This window comes from Phaeobacter sp. 11ANDIMAR09 (assembly GCF_001294455.1).
Classification (GTDB): Bacteria; Pseudomonadota; Alphaproteobacteria; order Rhodobacterales; family Rhodobacteraceae; genus Pseudophaeobacter.
Genome location: NZ_LIKT01000018.1, coordinates 23,678 through 42,962, shown reverse-complemented (window position 1 = coordinate 42,962; position 19,285 = coordinate 23,678). Strand labels below are relative to the sequence as shown.

19 protein-coding genes are annotated in these 19,285 nt (G+C 53.7%); 12 read left to right on the top strand and 7 right to left on the bottom strand.

Annotated features, from left to right (window positions below):
- Nucleotides 1–2: 2 nt before the first annotated feature.
- Entirely contained in the window at nt 3–1,283 is a 1,281-nt protein-coding gene (locus AN476_RS14925; RefSeq protein WP_172684837.1) for an FkbM family methyltransferase, read from the bottom strand.
- Nucleotides 1,284–1,322: 39 nt separating this feature from the next.
- Here AN476_RS14925 and AN476_RS23095 point away from each other — a divergent pair, with 39 nt between their 5' ends.
- Nucleotides 1,323–1,745 (top strand): hypothetical protein, encoded by a 423-nt coding sequence (locus tag AN476_RS23095; RefSeq protein WP_054462397.1) that lies wholly within the window; start codon nt 1,323–1,325, stop codon nt 1,743–1,745.
- Between the two features lie 28 nt (nt 1,746–1,773).
- Here the strand turns inward: AN476_RS23095 and AN476_RS14915 are convergent, their stop codons facing one another.
- The 4 genes from AN476_RS14915 to AN476_RS14900 form a co-directional block, all read right to left on the bottom strand.
- Nucleotides 1,774–3,756 (bottom strand): glycosyltransferase, encoded by a 1,983-nt coding sequence (locus AN476_RS14915; protein WP_054462396.1) that lies wholly within the window; start codon nt 3,754–3,756, stop codon nt 1,774–1,776.
- Nucleotides 3,757–4,407: 651 nt separating this feature from the next.
- Complete coding sequence (gene xerC, locus AN476_RS14910) at nt 4,408–5,439, bottom strand: tyrosine recombinase XerC (protein WP_054462395.1); 1,032 nt, start codon at nt 5,437–5,439, stop codon at nt 4,408–4,410.
- Nucleotides 5,436–5,627 (bottom strand): hypothetical protein, encoded by a 192-nt coding sequence (locus tag AN476_RS14905; RefSeq protein WP_054462475.1) that lies wholly within the window; start codon nt 5,625–5,627, stop codon nt 5,436–5,438. Before AN476_RS14905 ends, xerC begins: the two co-directional genes overlap by 4 nt.
- Before the next feature lie 23 nt (nt 5,628–5,650).
- Nucleotides 5,651–5,845: an Arc family DNA-binding protein gene (locus AN476_RS14900; RefSeq protein WP_054462394.1), complete on the bottom strand. Its 195-nt coding sequence runs from the start codon at nt 5,843–5,845 to the stop codon at nt 5,651–5,653.
- Nucleotides 5,846–5,929: 84 nt separating this feature from the next.
- On the opposite strand from AN476_RS14900, the gene AN476_RS14895 reads away from it, so the two are divergent.
- Nucleotides 5,930–6,244: an Arc family DNA-binding protein gene (locus AN476_RS14895; RefSeq protein WP_054462393.1), complete on the top strand. Its 315-nt coding sequence runs from the start codon at nt 5,930–5,932 to the stop codon at nt 6,242–6,244.
- A 2-nt stretch (nt 6,245–6,246) separates the two neighbouring features.
- Here the strand turns inward: AN476_RS14895 and AN476_RS14890 are convergent, their stop codons facing one another.
- Nucleotides 6,247–6,888, bottom strand: coding sequence for a hypothetical protein (locus AN476_RS14890; protein ID WP_054462392.1), 642 nt, complete (start codon nt 6,886–6,888; stop codon nt 6,247–6,249).
- Nucleotides 6,889–7,447: 559 nt separating this feature from the next.
- Here AN476_RS14890 and AN476_RS14885 point away from each other — a divergent pair.
- The 4 genes from AN476_RS14885 to AN476_RS14870 are packed head-to-tail and all read left to right on the top strand — an operon-like array spanning nt 7,448 to nt 12,385.
- Complete coding sequence (locus AN476_RS14885) at nt 7,448–8,335, top strand: NAD(P)-dependent oxidoreductase (RefSeq protein WP_054462391.1); 888 nt, start codon at nt 7,448–7,450, stop codon at nt 8,333–8,335.
- 2 nt (nt 8,336–8,337) lie between these two features.
- Nucleotides 8,338–10,050, top strand: coding sequence for a dihydroxy-acid dehydratase (locus tag AN476_RS14880; protein WP_054462390.1), 1,713 nt, complete (start codon nt 8,338–8,340; stop codon nt 10,048–10,050).
- Nucleotides 10,051–10,106: 56 nt separating this feature from the next.
- Nucleotides 10,107–11,399 (top strand): NAD(P)H-dependent oxidoreductase, encoded by a 1,293-nt coding sequence (locus AN476_RS14875; RefSeq protein ID WP_253279908.1) that lies wholly within the window; start codon nt 10,107–10,109, stop codon nt 11,397–11,399.
- Nucleotides 11,396–12,385, top strand: a complete 990-nt coding sequence (locus tag AN476_RS14870) for an SMP-30/gluconolactonase/LRE family protein (protein WP_054462388.1) — start codon at nt 11,396–11,398, stop codon at nt 12,383–12,385. Before AN476_RS14875 ends, AN476_RS14870 begins: the two co-directional genes overlap by 4 nt.
- Before the next feature lie 60 nt (nt 12,386–12,445).
- Here the strand turns inward: AN476_RS14870 and AN476_RS14865 are convergent, their stop codons facing one another.
- Nucleotides 12,446–13,375, bottom strand: a complete 930-nt coding sequence (locus AN476_RS14865) for a LysR substrate-binding domain-containing protein (RefSeq protein ID WP_054462387.1) — start codon at nt 13,373–13,375, stop codon at nt 12,446–12,448.
- Between the two features lie 96 nt (nt 13,376–13,471).
- Here AN476_RS14865 and AN476_RS14860 point away from each other — a divergent pair, with 96 nt between their 5' ends.
- The 6 genes from AN476_RS14860 (at nt 13,472) to AN476_RS14835 (ending at nt 19,280) form a co-directional block, all read left to right on the top strand.
- Complete coding sequence (locus AN476_RS14860; protein WP_054462386.1) at nt 13,472–14,320, top strand: MaoC family dehydratase N-terminal domain-containing protein; 849 nt, start codon at nt 13,472–13,474, stop codon at nt 14,318–14,320.
- Nucleotides 14,321–14,328: 8 nt separating this feature from the next.
- Nucleotides 14,329–15,480 (top strand): acyl-CoA dehydrogenase family protein, encoded by a 1,152-nt coding sequence (locus tag AN476_RS14855; protein ID WP_054462385.1) that lies wholly within the window; start codon nt 14,329–14,331, stop codon nt 15,478–15,480.
- Nucleotides 15,480–16,655 carry a CaiB/BaiF CoA-transferase family protein gene (locus tag AN476_RS14850; RefSeq protein ID WP_054462384.1) on the top strand — a complete coding sequence of 392 codons (1,176 nt, stop codon included), beginning with the start codon at nt 15,480–15,482 and terminating at the stop codon, nt 16,653–16,655. Before AN476_RS14855 ends, AN476_RS14850 begins: the two co-directional genes overlap by 1 nt.
- Nucleotides 16,655–17,482 carry a CoA ester lyase gene (locus AN476_RS14845; protein WP_054462383.1) on the top strand — a complete coding sequence of 276 codons (828 nt, stop codon included), beginning with the start codon at nt 16,655–16,657 and terminating at the stop codon, nt 17,480–17,482. The genes AN476_RS14850 and AN476_RS14845 overlap by 1 nt, the downstream gene beginning before the upstream one ends.
- A 207-nt stretch (nt 17,483–17,689) precedes the next feature.
- Nucleotides 17,690–18,685, top strand: coding sequence for a TRAP transporter substrate-binding protein (locus AN476_RS14840; RefSeq protein ID WP_083464356.1), 996 nt, complete (start codon nt 17,690–17,692; stop codon nt 18,683–18,685).
- A 64-nt stretch (nt 18,686–18,749) separates the two neighbouring features.
- The gene (locus AN476_RS14835) at nt 18,750–19,280 is read left to right on the top strand and encodes a TRAP transporter small permease (RefSeq protein WP_054462382.1); all 531 of its coding nucleotides are present in this window, start codon (nt 18,750–18,752) and stop codon (nt 19,278–19,280) included.
- Nucleotides 19,281–19,285: the final 5 nt, after the last annotated feature.

The window sequence follows — 19,285 nt, the reverse complement described above, 5'->3', positions numbered from 1 at the left end:
TTTCACCAAGTCAAGTTTTTCGCATGAATGACATGCGTGCAGAGCTGATCCAAGTGCGTGAAAGGTCGGTGCAGCATTCGGATCTGGTACTCCCGTGCCCTTTCGATCTGATAGGTAAATCCAGCATCATCTAGAGTCTCCAAGATCGCCCTCAAGCGCGATAACGGTAGCTGATCACCGGTATGGAACTCGATGAAAAGATAATGCACGTTCTTGAGAAGATGTTTGCACTCCTGCAAAACGCCATCTTCCGCACCCTCGATATCCAGCTTAAGAAGATCAACGGGGGCATCGAGAAAATCACTCAACTTGGCAGACTTAATTACAAGACCATCTTCGTTGTTGATCTTTGTATAGCGCGAGTAGATGGAAGAGGCCATGGACTGCCCTTGCCGTCGCATCAATGGATAGTCGGCACCGTCATCTGTAAGGGCTAAATTATACTTTTCAATATCTTCACCGAGATGTGCCGTGTTTTTTGTCAGCAGTTCAAAATTACGCGGATCCGGTTCAAAACACAGTATCTTGGCCGCAGGGTAGCGGTTCTTGAAGTACAAAGCCGCCATCCCTATGTGAGCGCCGCCATCGATTATTCGGGGAGCCTCGGCGCCCAGTTCCGCGTAATAGTCTTCATAGAGAAAGATCTCCTTGTAGACGACATAAACAGAAAACAGATCATCGAAGTTAAGGCTATGGCCCATAAACTCGACACTAGGCTGCTCAGTGTTAAGCTTCGCCTCTCCGTTTTCCAATGCCAAAGCAAGTTTACGAAAATCAGGCAGGTCTTTAGGTCCAGCGCCGGGTCTTATCCCATTGGATACCAAGTGCTCTTGAAGCGACAGGATCGTCTGCAGTTCCTGCTCTTGAAGTCTGGTGTTCGAAGAAAAGTTCTTGCTTGCCTCCAGCATTGAGTCAGTTACTCGCCTGAGTTGTCTGGATACCTCGTCTCGGGTTCCATCCATGTGGGCCTGTATCGTTCTAGAAACGCTGGTTTGAGTGACGCTGATCTCTTTCTTGATCTCTTCAAGCTTTGCCGACAGCGTTTGCACCGTAGATTTCAGGTCTTCGGCGCTTGCGGTTGGCTCCGCATTCATCACATCAAGCGCCTTATCTATAGAGCGTTCGACCAAATTTGGCAGGCCTTCGAAATCCTGTCTAATAGCCTGAAGATCGTCAATTTTATGCTTTAGTTCCGCAACGTGATCGGATGATGAGAGCGAGTCCGCCATGCTCTTTCTTGTCTGCTCCAGCTGTATAGGAATATCAGCAATGCCGTCGCTCAACTGATCGATTGTCCCGTGCAGTTCGGCTGCTCGCTCGCGATGGATTTCACCCTCCCTGCAAAGCTCTTTCAGCAAGTTTTCCTGTTCATCAAACCGCCGCTGAAGCTGGTTTTCGAATTCGCCAAACCGCTTGAGCGGCTGGAGTTCCGTCTCAAATTTCAGGCCCATGCTGTTGAGGTCATCCGCGCCCTCGGACCGGAGACGCTGCAGTTCGAGAAGCTGTTCATCAAACCGCCGCTGAAGCTGGTTTTCGAATTCGCCAAACCGCTTGAGCGGCTGGAGTTCCGTCTCAAGTTTCAGGCCCATGCTGTTGAGGTCATCCGCGCCCTCGGACCGGAGACGCTGCAGTTCGAGAAGCTGTTCGTTGTTCCCCTGCATCAAGACACGTTCAACATTTACAAGCTGATCTTCAATGCGAGCCAGAACCCGCCGAAGCGGAGAAAAACGGCGGTAAATGCGTGACAGTCTTTCCTTTAAAAATGCCACTACTTCAGTCCTCCCTCTGCAGCTGAGGCTGCTGTTCGGCATAGGCTGCAACGATACTAGGGGAAACAACGCCCTTAGGTAGGCCGAACGGGAACTCCTTGGTGAGATAGTTCGTCAAAACGGAATAGGCGGCGCGCCTCTCAGGCTCGGGCATGTCGGATTTGTCGGGCCTCACGCGTATGTCTGCCTTGTTGAGCAACACCGTGAGCGGCAAATAATCTAAGCCGCGGGCATCTAAATACGCTTTCGACAACGAGAGATTGCGCACGATGTTCCGCATCTGCTCCGCTTCTGTACGCTTACCCGCCGTGATAGATCCGGGGCGATTTCGTCGGTAAAAGTAGAGCGGCGCAGAAATGGCCGAGATCTTTCCGGCTTGAGTGGACCATTGCACAGTCCAGAACCAGTCTTCAAAGTTTGCTCCATCGGGAAAGTGCGCACCTATTCGCCGCAGGAAATCCGTTCTGTAGATCTTCGTCCAAACCGCACAAATTTTTGCAAAGTTATGCCGTTTGAATGTACCGTTTTCAATCTCGGTACAATCATAGTGGCTGACCCATTTAGAATTGGGCTGAAAATAATCAAAACAGTCGAACACCGTCACATCACTATCGCTGGCCACTAATTTGGAAAATGCTTTCTCGCATGCGTCATAAGCCAGCCAGTCATCGGAATCCACGAACATCATGGCCTTGCCGGATGCACGCATCATAGCAAGATTTCGCGCTGAGGACAGTCCCAACTGCAATGGACGGTTGATTACAAGAATGCGCTCATCAAGACGCGCGTATTCTTGTAGAATTTTCAACGAATTATCGGTAGATGCGTCATTGACTGCAATGATTTCAAGATTGCGATGGCTCTGACTTATTATACTGTCAAGGCAGCGATCCAGATAGTCCGCTACATTGTAGACTGGCAGAATAATCGACACTCTGTCATTCTCTGACTGGGACAGGCTGCCCCCCGGAGATGCGGATGATTGTTTCTGAAATCGATTTACAATCGCTTCTACCGCGCGCTCGGTCGACGTGCGGCCTGACACGATGCTGAGGTGGCTATCGAAGTATGCTCGCGCACGCTCTCGTATGTCACGTTGCTCGATTTCAAAGGCTATGCTTTCCTTCAACGAAGCTGCTGTCTTGGCGACGGAAAATGCACCTTCTGCTTCATTGAAAGTGCGGGACCCTTCGTCGTGAGGATTATAATAGACGACAGGTTTTCCAAGAGCCAAGGACTCGTAAATTGCGTTCGAGAAACGGCTGATGAAAAGAGTGGACTCTTTTAAAAGATCATGCAGAGGGGCTTCGCTTACTTTGTCTTCATAACCCGTCAGGTCGGTTTCATCTTGGGGGTGAACGGACAATACATACTCCAGCCCAAGCGCTTCGCAGCTGGTCGCAACATCAACCAGCCAATCGCGGCTAAACTCAAGGCAGGTCTTGAAGGAAAAATTGATATTAATCAGGACCAACGGCGTCGATGGAAAAGATACAGGTTCATGGAACAATGGCTCGACACGATCCATCCCAATGATCGCATGGGGCCGCTCCGCGAAATATGTGGCGTCAAATTCGCTGGCCAGCAACAGAAAGTCGCTTTTTGTATAGGGCAAGCGGTTCGGATCCGAGTACCCCTTGTTATTCCAATTTTTCCTTAAAAAATCAGTCGTGCCTTCCTGTAACCCAATGATATCGATTCCCATCGACTGACAATGGCTTAGCAAATGGGAAGATGCGACATCCCAGTCATTCATTACAAGAACCGCTTTGGGTGATCGTATCCGACTGGTAAAATCCTCATTTGGGATCCATGCAACCGGCTTGCCTTCAAGTGCCTCGATCGCGCCATTGGCCCTATGGTTTTCGGTCGGCTCCAGAAACGCGGAAGAAAAACCGTGCGCTTCTAGTGCATTCGCTATCGGGTACATCGCTGAGGAGTGGTAATCTTTGTGCGGCATGAAAACAATGTCGTATTTGGTAAGCATTGGTCAGTCTGGCCTTAGTCCTAGGTTCGCCCGTAATCCGGTTGAGCGGTGGTAATGATTGTTGGTGTTATCTACGGTTGCCACGATGTCTGTATTCTTGGAAGGCTTCTCCGATACCTTGCGCTATACTTCTCGGCCGACGTGACAGACTGTTCTCTTTAACGCTTGTACCTGACGCTCAGAACAACGCATATGATACATAGTTCGTCGCCATTTACATATTCGTTTTGGCTCGATTGCTGCTGTCCACCTGCCACCGGTTCAAGCGAGCTTCTCATCTTAAACATGGTGTTCTGTAACATAACCTAACGTAAATCCATTTCGGTTGCGACGACACAGACGGTTGCTCAAAGCAGCTGGTAGAAACCACGTGTAACACGTCCGATTACCACGGCAAGTCTTTTGTTGGGCAAAGAGGTCTACACTCGGCAGCCCGCTAGTTGGGCTAGGGATCACGGCTAGGCATTCCCCATATGTTCCGCGATCTTCTTAGCCAAGTCTAACCGGAAGACTGTACAATTTCAGTGACATTCCATCTCTTGCAAATCCGTGTACACCGGTTCGATTCCGGTACTCGCCTCCAATAAAAACAATGACTTGCGTCATTCCACCTCTCCTTCACTGCCATTTTTGAAACAACCGTTGAAACTTTCACGTTTCGGTCTTGCTTCGTTCCATTTGATTTCTTGCCTCTTGAGCGCGCTTCGCGAGCTCTCTTTGCCGGATCGGGCCGCCGTACTTTTTGAGCATTTCAACGCCTGAGTGACCGGTGACGGCTTTGACCATCTCGTCATCACATCCAGCCAGATACAGCTCGATCGTCGCATTTTTTCTGAGCCCGTGCGTTTTGTAGTAGCTCGCCTTCTCGTGCTTCATCTTCTTTTTGATAGTGCGCATTTCTTCCGCAACGATCCGGTAGCTCACTGGTCGTCCCTTGACGTCAGCCACAACAGTGCCGTCCGTTCGGGCGAGCCCGTCGAGATGGGCTTTCAAGCGGTCGGTGAGCGGGATCCACAACGGCTTGTCGGTTTTTCCCTGCGTGAAATCGAATCCTTCATCGGAGAAGTGCTCCCATTTCATCTTCACGACATCGCCGATACGCTGGCCTGTACCAACGCAAAGCTCGTAAACCAGCCGCGCCCTCTTTGAAGCCAGCGCTTCGAACTCGGCCCGAACATCAACTGGCCAAGGCTCCCAGCCGTCGCTCTGCTGCTTGAAAAGCGGAATACCCTTCGCCGGATTGCCGTGCTCTTTCTTGATGAAGCCGATCAACCGGGCGTGATTCATCAGGACGACCATGACCTGGACAAGATAGTTGGCTTGCCGCCAATGATCCGCATTGGCCCGGTGCAATTCATAAATGTGATGGGTTTCGATCCTGGCCGGGTCTTTGTCGGCCCAGATCTCACGAATGTGGCTGATATACCGCCGATAGTCGGATCTCGTCCGGGGCTTCAGCTTCTTGTAGGCGTCGCTCTCGTAGTAGCTAAGGATCAACGCCTCAAAATTGCGTTTGACCGGCGCAGGCGCTGGTTTTCCTTTCAGCAGGCGATTGTAATGATCCCAAAATTCCGGCGTGCCCGCTTCCTCGTGCATCATGACCGAGATACCGCGCGAACGCCGGATGAACCGGAGATACCCCCGGTCATTGTAGACGTATTTGGGCAAGCTTTTGCGAGTCATTCGCCCATTCTCAGGTCACTGTTGAGAAAGTCGTCTGCCGCCTCTGACGCGACCATGTTGGCATCGACGATGACGCTGCCATCGGGCTTGATCTCGAACTTCGCGCGCTGCCAACCTGCCTCCCGCGCCTCGCGGATAAAGGCAGAGGCAGCTTGTTTCGCCTTTGTCTGTACACTTGCTTTGGTCATCTGAACGACACCTTTCTTACTCGTCAACAACGTGCATTATCACCCTGATCCATTTTGATATTTCCAATTGCTCCGGGGGCGGAACGTCTATCCTTCGCCGCGCGAATGGCGCGGATCACTTCGGAGTTTTGAGAGTTGCCATTTCGATCAGACTCCGCCTTGATCCACTCCTTGAGCTCTTGCGGAAGCCGAAGCTGCATTGGTTTACGACTGTTCATGAAACGCCTCCAGGTTGAAATCGCAACCCATTAGTGGCACTTAGCCACTATTGCGTCAATCAAAATTTATGGCACAGTGCCACCATGCCAGAACAGAGCTCTCAAAATCAGGATAAGTTCATCGTGCGCCTGCCCGACGGCCTGCGCGATCGAATACGCCTCGCGGCGGAAGCCAACCACCGCAGTATGAATGCTGAGGTCGTGGCCCTACTTGAAGAAAACTATCCGGCACCCGTGCCCGAAAAGCTGGAAGATCCCGCCGCGCGGCTGCTCTTTTGGCTTGCCAAACGCATCCGTCGAAGAAACCCGAAGCCTGGGACACCTAGGGACAAGCAAGCCGCCCTGTATGAGCGCATTGCGGGCGATATCGCGGAACGCATGAAAGACATCGGTGAATAGCCCTAGTAGGCCACCCACTCATATCCGTGGTTGCCTTCGTGATCCTCCCATTCAACGCCGACGCCCCGTCGCCAATTCGATGACGAACAGCGTCGCGACGGCAGAACCCATTGCGGGGCGGCCGCTGGTGTTGTGCGTTGCCAGCCAAATTCGCCCTGCGTGCCGTAGGTTCCGAGGCGCATGTTGTAACTCTCAGAACAATCATCGTCGCGGCCACGTTCGCGATGGCTGTAGTATCGAACATCCCAGACTCGGATCGAGCGTACGAAATCGAACTCGAGGCCGCTGATGTCGATATTGGCACCGCCTTCGACCATCTGAGCCAGAATGACTTGGCCGAGCATCTGGCTTGTCTGGTGGCTGGCCTCCCAGATCTTCGGGATCGGGCTTTGCAAAGGCGTGCGCTCAGAAACATTCATCGGGCAACGCCAGATTTGCAACGGCGGTTCAATCGGCCAAGGCGTGATCCGGCGGATAAACACAGCACGGGCATGAGCACATTCTGCTGACGCGGGCCACCCACCAGCCAGGCAAAGCAGTATGGCGCAGTCGATCTGATAAGCTCGAGCAGGAGTGGGAGCAAAACCCAACACGAGGGCAATGGCAAGACCACCTGTCCAGTTGAGGAAAACTTTAAACAGCATGACATCTCCCATCTATGATCGGGTATTCTAGGGTATCTATCGAAGCGCTCTAATCATTTCAGGCATCTATTCGTTCATTCAAGGTCCTGAACTTCAAAGGTCATCTTTAGTGGAGTATCCTCCGTCAGCCGTTTCTCACTTGGCGACCTGAGAACGCCAATGGTCCCAATTGGGGCACGCTGAACGTTCCCCTTTTCAGAACGAGCTCTTCTCGCCATCTATTCCATTGAGCGAAAAACATGGTTCTAGGCGAGAGCCCTAGGCGGCAGCACCCCTCAAATTTCCAGACAAGGAAATCCACCTTTTCTCGTTGAGTTATTAGCAGCGACCAGCTTTGGCGAAATTGTTTCTGAAACTGCTTGCGAAGCCTCTATGCGCCTAGTGAAAGCAAGGCATCTCGCAGAGTTCAGAACTGATCTGTAATCAACGCCGTAACCTCCCATTAAATTCAACGCTACAAAGCAACGTTTTCCCCGAGAGGGGCAATCGCAATTGAGAATGCCAGGTTAGCACGGTCGCAATGCTAGTCCTTCCCCGGAATAATAGGAAGGAGATCAACATGCGATTTGGATTTGTCGGTTTGGGTCAGATGGGTGCACCGATGGCGGCGAACCTTGCTAGCTCAAACAACGTAATGGTCTTTGATCTCAGCGAGGAGGCAATGGATGCCGCCGCTGAAGCCGGTGCCACTAAGGCCGGAAGTACGGCAGATTTCTCAGGCGTGGATGTGCTGATCACCTGCTTGCCAAGTGGTGGGATCGTGGAAAAGTCGCTGTTCAACCCTGAACATGGGATTGCACAGCGTCTTTCAGCCGACACGATTGTCATCGATACCTCGACCATAGAATACGGACTGACGCTCAGCATTGGCGAGCGGCTTTCAGCCCTCGGGCTTCGCTTTCTCGATGCGCCCGTCTCTGGCATGTGGAAGCGGGCCCAGGAGGGCACGTTGACAATGATGATCGGAGGAGACGGCGAGATTGTCGAGGCGCTGAGACCAGCCCTTGCAACAATGTCGAACCGCATCCTGCACACTGGCGCTGTCGGCTCGGGTCAGCTCACCAAGCTAATCAATCAGCTTCTCTTCGACATCAATGTGGCGGCCCTTGCCGAAATCCTGCCGATGGCAAAGAAGCTGGGCCTTGATCCGGAAAACACCGCCGAGGTGGTGAACTCAGGGACCGGCCGCAGCTATGCGTCGGAATACTTCATTCCCCAGATCCTCGAAGGCAAGTTTGACACCGGCTACCCGCTACAAGCCGCCTACAAGGATCTGATCAGCGGTGCTGAAATCTCAGCCCGTTATCAGATCCCGGCACCTGTGTTGGCCGCCGCGACAACCACCTATCAGCAGGCACTTCTTGAGGGCCATGGCGCGAAAGACAAAGGCGCAATGGTGCTGGTTTATGAACGACTGCTTGGCATCGATTGCCGGAAGGAGGGGTGAAAATGGCCGAAGGTAAAGGTATTCAGGGCGGACTGACAAATTACGGCGATAAGGATTTTGCAGCGTATCTGCGACGGTCTTTTGCTCGCTCAATGGGTTTGTCGCGGGAAATGCTCGATAAACCGATTGTCGGGATCGCGATGACCCCTTCGGGCTTCAATAACTGCCACAGAGCGATGCCTGAGCTGGTCGAAGCTGTCTCTCGCGGTGTGTTGGCTGCAGGAGCTTTGCCGCGACCGTTCCCAACGGTGTCTCTTGGCGAGGTCTTTCTGAACCCGACCAGCATGGTCTACCGGAACCTCATGTCAATGGACACTGAGGAGATGGTTCGTGCGCAGCCAATGGACGCAGTGGTTTTGATCGGTGGTTGCGACAAGACAGTTCCAGCTCAGCTGATGGGCGCGGCGTCCGCTGACATTCCGGCCGTGCAACTTGTGACCGGCCCGATGATGACCGGTCGCCACAAGGGTGAACGCCTGGGTGCCTGCACTGACTGCCGCCGTTTTTGGGGCAAGTTCCGTGCCGGTGAGGTAGAAGGTGAAGAGATTGCAGAGATCGAAGGCCGACTGGCGACAACGGCGGGCACCTGCGCCGTTATGGGAACAGCGAGCACCATGGCGTGCATCGCCGAAACACTTGGCATGTCATTGCCCGGTACAGCGGCCATTCCATCTGTTCACGCAGACAGGCTCGTTGCAGCTGAGGAATGCGGCAAGCTGGCTGTTGAGCTGATCCAGAACCCTCGAAAACCAAGCGAGGTCATCACCGAGAAGTCGGTAGAGAACGCTTTCCGCGTGCTGATGGCTGTCAGTGGGTCCACCAATGCCATCGTTCACCTTATAGCTGTCGCGGGTCGTCTCGGCATCAGGATTTCACCCGAACGCCTCAATGAAATCTCGGACGAAACACCGGTTTTGGTTGACTTGAAGCCAGTCGGTGAAGGGTACATGGAAGATTTCTATGCCGCTGGCGGTGTCGGAGCAGTCTTGCGCGAGATCCGCCACCTCCTGCACCTCGATACCGTGGATGTAACAGGTCAAACCCTGGCGGAGCGTCTGGACGATGAGCCTGATTGGGTTGATCGCCGGGTGATCCGGTCGTTTGACGATCCTGTTTCAAATGAGGGCGGGTTGATCAGCCTTTATGGGAACATCGCGCCTCAGGGAGCCATTTTCAAACGCGCGGCGGCGACACCAGGGCTTTTTGAAGTCGAAGGCCGTGCCGTGGTCTTCGACAGTCTCGAAGATCTCGCCAGGCGCGTTGATGACCCGGACCTCGATATTGAGGCCGACGACATCATGGTGTTGAAAAACGCGGGACCAGTAGCTGCGGGAATGCCGGAAGCCGGGTATCTGCCGATCCCGAAAAAACTGGCACGGAAAGGTATCAAGGATATCGTGCGAATTTCAGACGCTCGGATGTCTGGGACGGCATTCGGGACCATCGTTCTTCATATGTCACCCGAGTCCGCGGTTGGCGGGCCATTGGCCGCTGTCGAGAATGGGGACCGTGTACGTCTCTCGGTCGCAGACAAGCGCATCGATCTGCTGGTCGATGACGCCGAGATCGCCCGCCGTCTCGAACAGCACAAGCGCCCGGAGCTGCAAAATCGGGGTTATCGCGGGCTTTATAGCCGGACGGTTCTGCAGGCCGACGAAGGCTGCGATTTCGATTTCCTCACACAAGAAGGCTGGTCCAAGGAGAACGCCGAATGAACCTCTTTACGAAACTTCAGGAGCGCGCAGCGAACGGGCAACCGGTCCGTGTTGGCATGATTGGCGCGGGCAAGTTTGGCACGATGTTTCTTGCGCAGGCACTTCGATTGAAGGGGATTCATATCGTTGGTGTCGTCGATCTGCGTCCTGATGCGGCCAAGTCCAACATGAAGCTCGTTGGTTGGGATGCAGCGGCCTACTCAGCGGCCAGCCTGGATGATGCGGCAACATCTGGCGCAACCTTTGTCGGCGATGATTGGGAAGCGCTTACAGCGCACCGGGATATTGAAATCATCATTGAATGCACCGGGAACCCGATCGCGGCCGTCTCGCATTGTCTCAAGGCGTTCGAGAACGGTAAGCACATCATCAATGTAACAGTTGAAGCAGATGCCTTTGTCGGGCCGGGCCTGGCAAACAAGGCCAAGGAAGAGGGTGTGATCTACAGTATGGCATATGGGGATCAACCGGCGCTTGCCAGTGACCTGGTTGATTGGGCGCGGGGCTGCGGTTTCAGCGTCGTTGCGGCTGGCCGAGGCCACAAGTGGATGCCGCATTACCGGCAATCGACGCCTGACACTGTGTGGGATCATTGGGGTCTGACGAAAGAGCAAGCCGAGCGCGGTCGGTTGAACCCCAAAATGTTCAATGCGTTTTTGGACGGCTCGAAGCCAGCCATTGAAAGTGCAGCCATCGCCAATGTGTGTGGGTTGGACGCCCCTGAAAATGGCCTGGTCTTCCCTTCGGGTGGGATCGATGACGTTCCAAATCTGGCGCGGCCGCGCTCAGAAGGCGGTGTGCTGGATCACAAAGGCATGGTCGATGTCATCTCTTGTCTGACGCCAGAAGGCGAGCAGATCCCGCATGACATCCGGAAGGGCGTTTGGGTCTGCTTTGAAGGGGACACCGAATACCTGCGCAACTGCTTTGAAGAGTACAAGGTCGTGACCGATGATAGCGGTCGCTACATGTGCAACTACAAGCGCTGGCATCTGATCGGGCTGGAACTCGGGATCTCGGTCGCATCTGTTGGCATTCGCAAGGAGCCCACAGGGGCGGCGCATGAATTCCGGGCCGATGTTGCGGCCGTCTCGAAGCGAGAGTTAAAAAAGGGCGAAATCCTTGATGGCGAGGGTGGATACACCGTGGCCGGTGGTCTTCGCCCAGCATCGATTTCTGTTGCTGAGGGCTACGTTCCACTCGGTCTTGCGCACAATGTCACATTGATCAGAGATATTCCTGAAGGTCAGCCGGTCAAATGGAGTGACGTGCAAGCAGATACGAACACGGACGCCTATCGTTTGCGGCGTGAAGTCGAAGCGAGCATTTCGAAGAACCTCCCGGCATGACCAACGAACCAAGCATATCCTATATCGGCAAAGGTTTGAGCCGTCCGGAATGTGTGCTTGCGACCCGTTCTGGCGACATTTTTTGCTCGCATAAAGGGGCTGGCGTAATGCGGATTTGTCCGGATGGTCGCCAGTTCCTGTTGCAAGGCGACACCGAGTTTGGCGGAATGCCGGTCGTGCCAAACGGGATTGCGCTACGGCAAGACGGCTCGTTCCTCATTGCCAACATCTCTGATGCAGGGGGTATCTTGGAGCTGGATGCTGATGGTGTGAGACCACATCCCATCGCTGCCAGAGAAGACGCGCTTCCACCGGCGAACTTTGTCTATGTCGATGAACTTGGCAAAACCTGGGTGACGGTCTCATCGAAGCTGCGGCCGCGCTCACGGGCCTATCGGCGTAATGTGAAGAACGGTTATGTCGGGCTGATCAATTCCGACAATTCCTTTTCGATTGTCTTGCAAGGGCTGCACTACACCAACGAACTGCGTCCCGACTATGGAAACGGGTGGCTCTACATCGCGGAAACCTTTGGTCAGAAGATCACGCGCGTGCGCCTCGATGAAAAGGGTGTGCGTGGTGAGCCGGAACTTTTCCTCCAATTCGGGCCTGGCACGTTCGTGGATGGTATCGAACTGGACGGCGCTGGCGGGCTTTACGCGGCCTGTATTGTATCGAGCGAGCTTTATCACATTGATCCGGAAGCAGTCCCCACCCTGGTTGTCGGGGAACGCGACAAAGCTTGGGTGGAAAGTGTTGAAGCAGCGCTCGATGATCACACGATGGATCGAACGCACTTTGATAGTTCGCCTGCCGAGAGGCTTAAGAACATATCTAGTCTGGCTTTTAAGGGAGAAAGCCGCGACCGGATTGTTTGCGGAAACTTGCTGGGGGATTCACTACCAGTTTTTGATGCTCCCCATAATGGACCCGAGCCACCATACTGGAATGTAGTGGTTCCAATTTGGGGCACTCAAGTTTCCTAATCTTCCCGACAAGGGGCTTCCACCGGACTATGAGTTAGTTCTTCTAACTCCTCAGAAAAACTAAGGACTCGCGCTTGAAGCAGAATCTTCCATCATCAATCTCTCACCACCTGGACTCGACTCAACTAACATATCAACGAGCGCGCGTGCTGCGGGCGGTAAGTTGGTCCGATCTCTAACGAGGACAGATCGGGTACGGATTGACCAGTCATCTTGCAGATTCAACAAGGCGATGTTCATCGTCTTTCTGTGACGATTAGCTGCTGATTCCGGGACGATACCTATCCCGACTCCAGCCTCAATAAGGCGGCACATAGCTTCAAAACTCCGCACCTGTAAACGAAGGTGTTTTTCGTACCCGCTTCGCCGAAATTGCCGCCTTAGAAAATCAAGAAGCGTACTGCCCTCGTGCAGCGAAATATGCTCGTAACTCAAGGTATCTCTGAACATCACGCCGTCGGATTTGGACAGTGGATGATGAGCTGACGTTGCGAGCATTAATCTGTCAGTTGAGAATGGAATAATGTCCAGGTCATCCGTCTTTGGGTCACCGGAAATTATTCCGAGATCGGATGTTCCATCTGCAACTGAGCGAACAATGTCACGTGTCAGACGTTCCTGTAAATCTACCGTAACTCCCGGCCATTTTGACAAAAAATGCGCCAGCGTTTCTGGCAAGAACTCAGTCAATGCAGTGGTGTTTGCCGAGATTCGAATATGGCCGGAATCCGGGTTGATCATTTCCTCGATCAGAAAATCGACTTGACGGAGAACCAAACGCGCCTGACGTAAGAACACCTTGCCTGCATCGGTCAGCGTGACGCCTTTGTTGCTTCGTAAGAACAATTGCTGCCCGGTTTCCTGTTCGAGCGATTTTATACGGGCACTGGCTGCCGGTGGCGACAGAAATGCTTTTTCGGCTCCATGTGTAAGATTTCCACATTCGGCAATGCATACAAAGAGCTTCAGATCGATGAGTTCAAGGTTCATGGCGTTCACCTAACACGAACGCGGTCTTATTTATATGCGAATTTTCTGAAGGCGAGAACTGTGTAAACCTCCTGTGAAACTGAAGTCGAGGTTACCATGCAACAGGACCAACTCCAGGAATGGGTGGGAAAATCAGAACATAGGATTGAGCGTATCGCGCCATTCCCAGCGAACGCATTGGCGGCGACACTTGATCGTGACGATCCTGTTTACGAAACCCTGACCGCACTGCCACCACTTTGGCACTGGTTGCATTTCCTGCCAGTTTTCAAACTGTCCGACGCTGGGTATGATGGTCATGCTGCCCTTGGCAGTTTCCTTCCCCCGGTGCCTTTGCCACGTCGGATGTGGGCAGGAAGCCGACTGCATTTCCATGCTCCGATGCGAATTGGTAAAGAGCTCAAGAAGATTTCGACAATCAAATCGGTGAAGACCAAATCCGGGCGATCCGGTCAGCTGGTCTTTGTCACCGTTGGCCACCAGGTTTTTGACGGCGGCACGCTTGGCATCGATGAAGAGCATGACATTGTTTATCGCGAGGAACCGAAAGCGGGTGCCCCGGCCCTGACACCACTGCAAGCCCCGAGCGCTTCCGATTTCTCCCGCGACATCAATCCTGATCCGGTTCTCTTGTTCCGTTACTCCGCTCTGACGTTCAATGGCCACCGGATTCACTACGATCAGCCGTTCTGTGTGAATTCAGAAGACTACGCTGGGCTTGTCGTTCACGGACCGCTACTGGCAACGTTACTTCTTGACCTGCTGCGCCGCGAAAAACCGGACGCGACAGTCAAGAGCTTCGAGTTCCGCGCGATGTCGACAATCTTCGACACTGAAAAATTCTCGGTCCATGGCGCTGCTGACAAGGATGGAAAAACCTTCCATCTCTGGGCGCGTCGGCAGGATGGCGCGCTTGCCATGAACGCCAAAGCAACGATTGCTTGAGGTGTCATATGAATTTTGACCACACAGAGATCCGTGAAGCCGTTCGGGCACTTTGCGCCACATTTCCACCAGAATATCACCGGAAAATAGATGAACAGCGTGGCTATCCAGTGGATTTTGTCAACGCCCTGACAGAGGCGGGTTGGCTTGCCGCCATGATCCCGGAAGACTATGGCGGCTCGGGCCTTGGCCTCACCGAGGCGAGCGTCATCATGGAAGAGATCAACAGGTCAGGAGGCAACTCCGGCGCGTGTCACGGCCAGATGTACAATATGGGGACCCTGCTGCGCCATGGCTCGGACGTGCAAAAGCAGCGATATCTGCCCCGGATCGCCAGTGGTGAATTGCGGCTGCAATCGATGGGAGTGACCGAACCCACAACCGGCACGGATACCACCAAGATCAAGACGACCGCGGTCAAAAAAGGAGATCGCTACGTTATAAACGGTCAGAAGGTCTGGATCAGCCGGGTGCAACATTCCGATCTGATGATCCTGCTGGCACGCACCACGCCGATTGATCAGGTCACGAAAAAGTCGCTAGGCATGTCGATCTTCATGATCGAACTCAAAGATGCCATCGGCAACGGCATGGAAGTGAACCCTATTCCCAACATGGTCAACCACGAGACCAATGAGCTTTTCTTTGATGATCTGGAGATCCCTGCTGAGAACCTGATAGGCGAAGAAGGCATGGGGTTTCGTTACATACTGGACGGGCTCAATGCAGAACGCACGTTGATCGCCGCCGAGGGTATCGGTGATGGCTACTGGTTCATCGAAAAAGTGAGCGCCTATGTCAAAGAGCGGGAGGTTTTTGGCAGGCCGATCGGTCAAAACCAGGGCGTCCAGTTCCCGATTGCAGAAGCAAAAATAGAACTGGAAGCCGCCAACCTTATGCGGTTCCGCGCCTGCCAGCTCTTTGATGCGGGCCTGCCCTGCGGGTCTGAGGCCAACATGGCCAAATATCTGGCAGCGAAGGCCAGCTGGGAAGCGGCCAACGCGTGTCTGCAATTCCATGGCGGGTTCGGTTTTGCCAACGAATACGACGTGGAGCGCAAATTCCGCGAAACCCGGCTTTATCAGGTCGCTCCAATCTCCACCAATCTCATCCTGTCATATGTTGCCGAGCATGTTCTCGGCCTGCCGAGGTCATTCTAATGCTCCCACTTGAAGGAATTACAGTCGTCAGCCTTGAACATGCGATCGCGGCTCCATTCGCAACCCGCCAGCTTGCTGATATGGGCGCGCGCGTGATCAAAGTTGAGCGACCTGGCGTTGGGGATTTTGCGCGCAGCTACGACACCCGCGTAAACGGCATGGCCTCGCATTTCGTCTGGACAAACCGGTCCAAAGAAAGCCTGACGCTGGATGTCAAACACTCTGACGGGGCCGACATCCTGCAAAAGCTGGTCACAAAGGCTGATGTTGTTGTGCAAAACCTCGCACCTGGCGCAGCTGCGCGCCTCGGTCTTGGGTACGAAGATCTATCCAAGACCAACTCCGGTGTCATAGTTTGTAACATCTCTGGATACGGCAGAGGTGGGCCGGACGAGAACCGCAAGGCCTACGATCTGCTGATTCAGTCTGAATCCGGTTTTGTGACCACGACCGGCACACCGAATTGTCCAAGCAAAGCCGGAATCTCAATCGCGGATATTGCGGCCGGAATGTACGCTTATACGAACATCCTGACAGCGCTCATGCAGCGTGAAAAAACCAGAAAGGGCTGCGAGATTGATCTGTCGATGCTGGATGCGATGACAGAATGGATGAGTTATCCGCTCTACTACGCCTATGAGGGGGCTGAACCTCCTGCGCGTGCCGGTGCCAGCCATGCCACGATTTTCCCTTATGGTCCCTTTGCGGTCGGGGACAGGCGCACGGTCATTCTGGGCTTACAGAATGAACGCGAATGGAAAGCCTTTTGTGACGTGGTCCTTGAAGCACCGGGACTTGCAACAGACTCGCGATTTTCATCGAACAGCCTGCGCGCCGAGAACAAGATCGCCCTTACCCAGATCATCACATCCAGTTTCGATGATCTGACAACCGAAGCTGTGATCGAGCGGTTGGACCGGGCCAGTATCGCCAATGCGAACATGAATGACATGTCCGACGTCTGGCATCATGTGCAATTTGAAGCCCGCAATCGTTGGCGCGAGGTGCAAACACCAAAGGGGTCAATTCCTGCGTTGCTTCCCCCAGGTGGAATTGGATCAGAGCCCCGTATGGATGCCGTACCTGCGCTTGGTGAACACTCCGCTGATCTCCTTGCAGAGCTTGGCTACTCAGGCAGTGAAATCTCAAGATTGCAAAATGAAAGGGTGATCTGATGCCTAATCTAAAGTCAGCCCGCAGCTTTCTCTTCGTTCCCGGGGACCGGCCAGAGCGTTTTGCCAAAGCGGCAGCCGCAGGTGCCCATGCCATTATCATTGACCTTGAGGATGCGGTGTCACCCGAGACCAAAGTGAAAGCACGCTATCATGCGAGAAGCTTTCTGGACAAGGTGGTCGGCCAGGACATACTGGTCCGGATCAATGGCACAGACAGCGAGTTCCACGATGAAGATCTCGCACTGGCAAGTCACAAAAATCTGGCAGGCATCATACTTCCCAAAGCCGATGCAAAGAGCTGTTCGGAATTGACACGAAGGTTGGATTCGCCTGTCTGGCCACTCATCGAAACCGTGCAGGGCCTCGTCGACCTAAGGGAAATCGTGACTTTGCAAAATCTTGGGCGTCTTCTGCTTGGTACAATTGATTTATCCATGGATCTGGGGGTGGATATTTCCCATGCTGCCAGCCAATCCACACTCGACACAGCCCGGTTCATGCTTGTGTCAAATTCTCGGCTGGGCAGTCTTCCTGCACCGGTAGATGGTGTCTTCACGAACTTGAACGACGAAATCGGACTTCAACGTGCAGCAGAGCATGCGGGAGCGTCTGGCATGGGTGGCATGATGTGTATTCATCCGCGCCAAACAAACATTATTCATACTGCATTTTCCCCGAGTTCCAGTGACTTCGAATGGGCGAATGCTGTTCTCCAAGCCTCTAAAACTGAAAAAAGCAGCTTCCAGTTTCGTGGCCAGATGGTTGACAAGCCGGTGCTTGCTCGCGCGCAACAAATTCTCGAAGCCCAGCCAGCACAAAGCTCTTGAAGAGCTCCGTCAGTCGCCGGTTCTAATGATTCTAGGTGTGCTTAACCAATCCAGAAGCGAAAGACCCCTAAAGGCTCCTTAGCAAAGAGGATGAAACAAAGCTTATGTTCATCGCGAAACGCGATGGCTCCGTTATCGAACCAATTCTGGGCAGATTACATGTTTCGCCTGATCCTTCTGGGACCACAGAATTCTCGGGAGGAAACCATGAAACTCACACGACGCACTGCGCTCAAATCTCTGGCTGCGGCAACGGCCGCACTGGCAACACCTGCTCTTGCTCAAAACAAAATCACAGTTCAAGTCAATACAACTATGAAACCAGGCGGTTCTGAAGAAGCGGGTATCGCGCGCTTCAAGGCTGCGCTAGAGGAGCTGGCTCCGGGCCGGTTTGAGGTTGTTCCATTCCTGAGTGGTCAGCTGGGCGGCGAAAACGCTGTCCTGGAACTGCTGAACATCGGTGAGACCCAAATCTCCCTGACAGGTGGCAACTGGCGCGCTCAGTACGCACCTGACTACGATCCGATCTCGATCCCGTTCCTGTTCCCGAACGGCGCGGCTGTCGAAGCTTTCATGGCCACTGACTCTGGCAATGCTTTGCAACAGCGCGGCATTGATCAGGGTGGCATCGTAGAGATGGGGGCTCAGATGCGCGCACCGCGTCATATGACCTCGAACAAGGCCATTACGACGCCAGACGACCTCGACGGGTTCCGGCTGCGTTTGCCGAGCATTCCTGTCTGGGTCGATGTATGGAGCGGTTTGGGCGCGCAAACTGTCGTTGTGCCCGCTACGGAGATCTACCTTGCAATGCAGACTGGTCAAGTCGATGGCCATGAGAACTCTCTCGTCTCGCCATTCTCGCGCAAGCTCTATGAGGTGCAATCGCATCTCATCATGACCGGCCACGTGCATTTCCCATGGCATTGGGTTGCATCGAACTCCTGGTTCTCGGGCCTATCCGATGAAGATCAGGCCGTTGTCCGTGCAGCCGTCGAAATTGCGCGTACTGAAGGCACTGCTGTCGAAGCGCAGAAGGATGTGTTCTATCTCGAAGAGCTCAAGAAAAAAGGCATGACCGTGGTTGAGCCTGATGTGGCTGCATTCAAGGCCAAGGCACAGCCCGCTATCGACAATGCAATGTCATCACTGGCTGACGGTGTGATCGAAGACCTACAAAACGCGATCGCTGCAAATTCGTAACCTCCCTGAAACTGGACGCCCGTCTTTATGGCGGGCGTTTTTTTATAAGCGCAGGGGGAACCACATGCAGCTTGAACATGAAAACACGGACGCTGCGGCGATCCCGACACGCAACGTGGGACGTGTCGAAAAGACGTTGGTAAAGATCACAGAACTGTTCTCGGGCATCATGCTGATGGGGCTTGTTGGATTGCTGGTCCTGTCGATCCTGTCGCGCGATGTCATTCGCTTTCCCGTTCCATGGCTCGAAGAAATCGCCACGCTGATCACGATCTACGCCGTAGCCTTCGCCTCGATCGGCGCGTGGTCTCGCGGAGCCCACATCTCCGTTGAGCTGGTGCCTATGGCCATAAAAGGCGTCTGGCATTCGCGCTATGCGCTCTTTCTGCAAATCCTGTCGATTGTATTCCTTGTGCTTGCGGCATGGGGTGCTGCCGAGATGATGCAGCGGAGCGCCAACAACCGCACAACGGCTCTCTCAATGAGTTTTTCGATTTACTATGGGGGACTGCTGCTCGCCTTCGCAGGCATGGTCTTTGCATCCCTTCTCCGTCTTGTCGGTGAGTTTTTCGACAAGCCAAAACAGGAAGGGTAGAGATC

Coding starts and splice junctions, on each gene's coding strand:
- AN476_RS23095 (WP_054462397.1), top strand. CDS start 1,323: ATGGATTTCACCCTCCCTGCAAAGCTCTTTCAGCAAGTTTTCCTGTTC.
- AN476_RS14915 (WP_054462396.1), bottom strand. CDS start 3,756: ATGCTTACCAAATACGACATTGTTTTCATGCCGCACAAAGATTACCAC.
- xerC (WP_054462395.1), bottom strand. CDS start 5,439: ATGACTCGCAAAAGCTTGCCCAAATACGTCTACAATGACCGGGGGTAT.
- AN476_RS14905 (WP_054462475.1), bottom strand. CDS start 5,627: ATGACCAAAGCAAGTGTACAGACAAAGGCGAAACAAGCTGCCTCTGCC.
- AN476_RS14900 (WP_054462394.1), bottom strand. CDS start 5,845: ATGAACAGTCGTAAACCAATGCAGCTTCGGCTTCCGCAAGAGCTCAAG.
- AN476_RS14895 (WP_054462393.1), top strand. CDS start 5,930: ATGCCAGAACAGAGCTCTCAAAATCAGGATAAGTTCATCGTGCGCCTG.
- AN476_RS14890 (WP_054462392.1), bottom strand. CDS start 6,888: ATGCTGTTTAAAGTTTTCCTCAACTGGACAGGTGGTCTTGCCATTGCC.
- AN476_RS14885 (WP_054462391.1), top strand. CDS start 7,448: ATGCGATTTGGATTTGTCGGTTTGGGTCAGATGGGTGCACCGATGGCG.
- AN476_RS14880 (WP_054462390.1), top strand. CDS start 8,338: ATGGCCGAAGGTAAAGGTATTCAGGGCGGACTGACAAATTACGGCGAT.
- AN476_RS14875 (WP_253279908.1), top strand. CDS start 10,107: ATGATTGGCGCGGGCAAGTTTGGCACGATGTTTCTTGCGCAGGCACTT.
- AN476_RS14870 (WP_054462388.1), top strand. CDS start 11,396: ATGACCAACGAACCAAGCATATCCTATATCGGCAAAGGTTTGAGCCGT.
- AN476_RS14865 (WP_054462387.1), bottom strand. CDS start 13,375: ATGAACCTTGAACTCATCGATCTGAAGCTCTTTGTATGCATTGCCGAA.
- AN476_RS14860 (WP_054462386.1), top strand. CDS start 13,472: ATGCAACAGGACCAACTCCAGGAATGGGTGGGAAAATCAGAACATAGG.
- AN476_RS14855 (WP_054462385.1), top strand. CDS start 14,329: ATGAATTTTGACCACACAGAGATCCGTGAAGCCGTTCGGGCACTTTGC.
- AN476_RS14850 (WP_054462384.1), top strand. CDS start 15,480: ATGCTCCCACTTGAAGGAATTACAGTCGTCAGCCTTGAACATGCGATC.
- AN476_RS14845 (WP_054462383.1), top strand. CDS start 16,655: ATGCCTAATCTAAAGTCAGCCCGCAGCTTTCTCTTCGTTCCCGGGGAC.
- AN476_RS14840 (WP_083464356.1), top strand. CDS start 17,690: ATGAAACTCACACGACGCACTGCGCTCAAATCTCTGGCTGCGGCAACG.
- AN476_RS14835 (WP_054462382.1), top strand. CDS start 18,750: ATGCAGCTTGAACATGAAAACACGGACGCTGCGGCGATCCCGACACGC.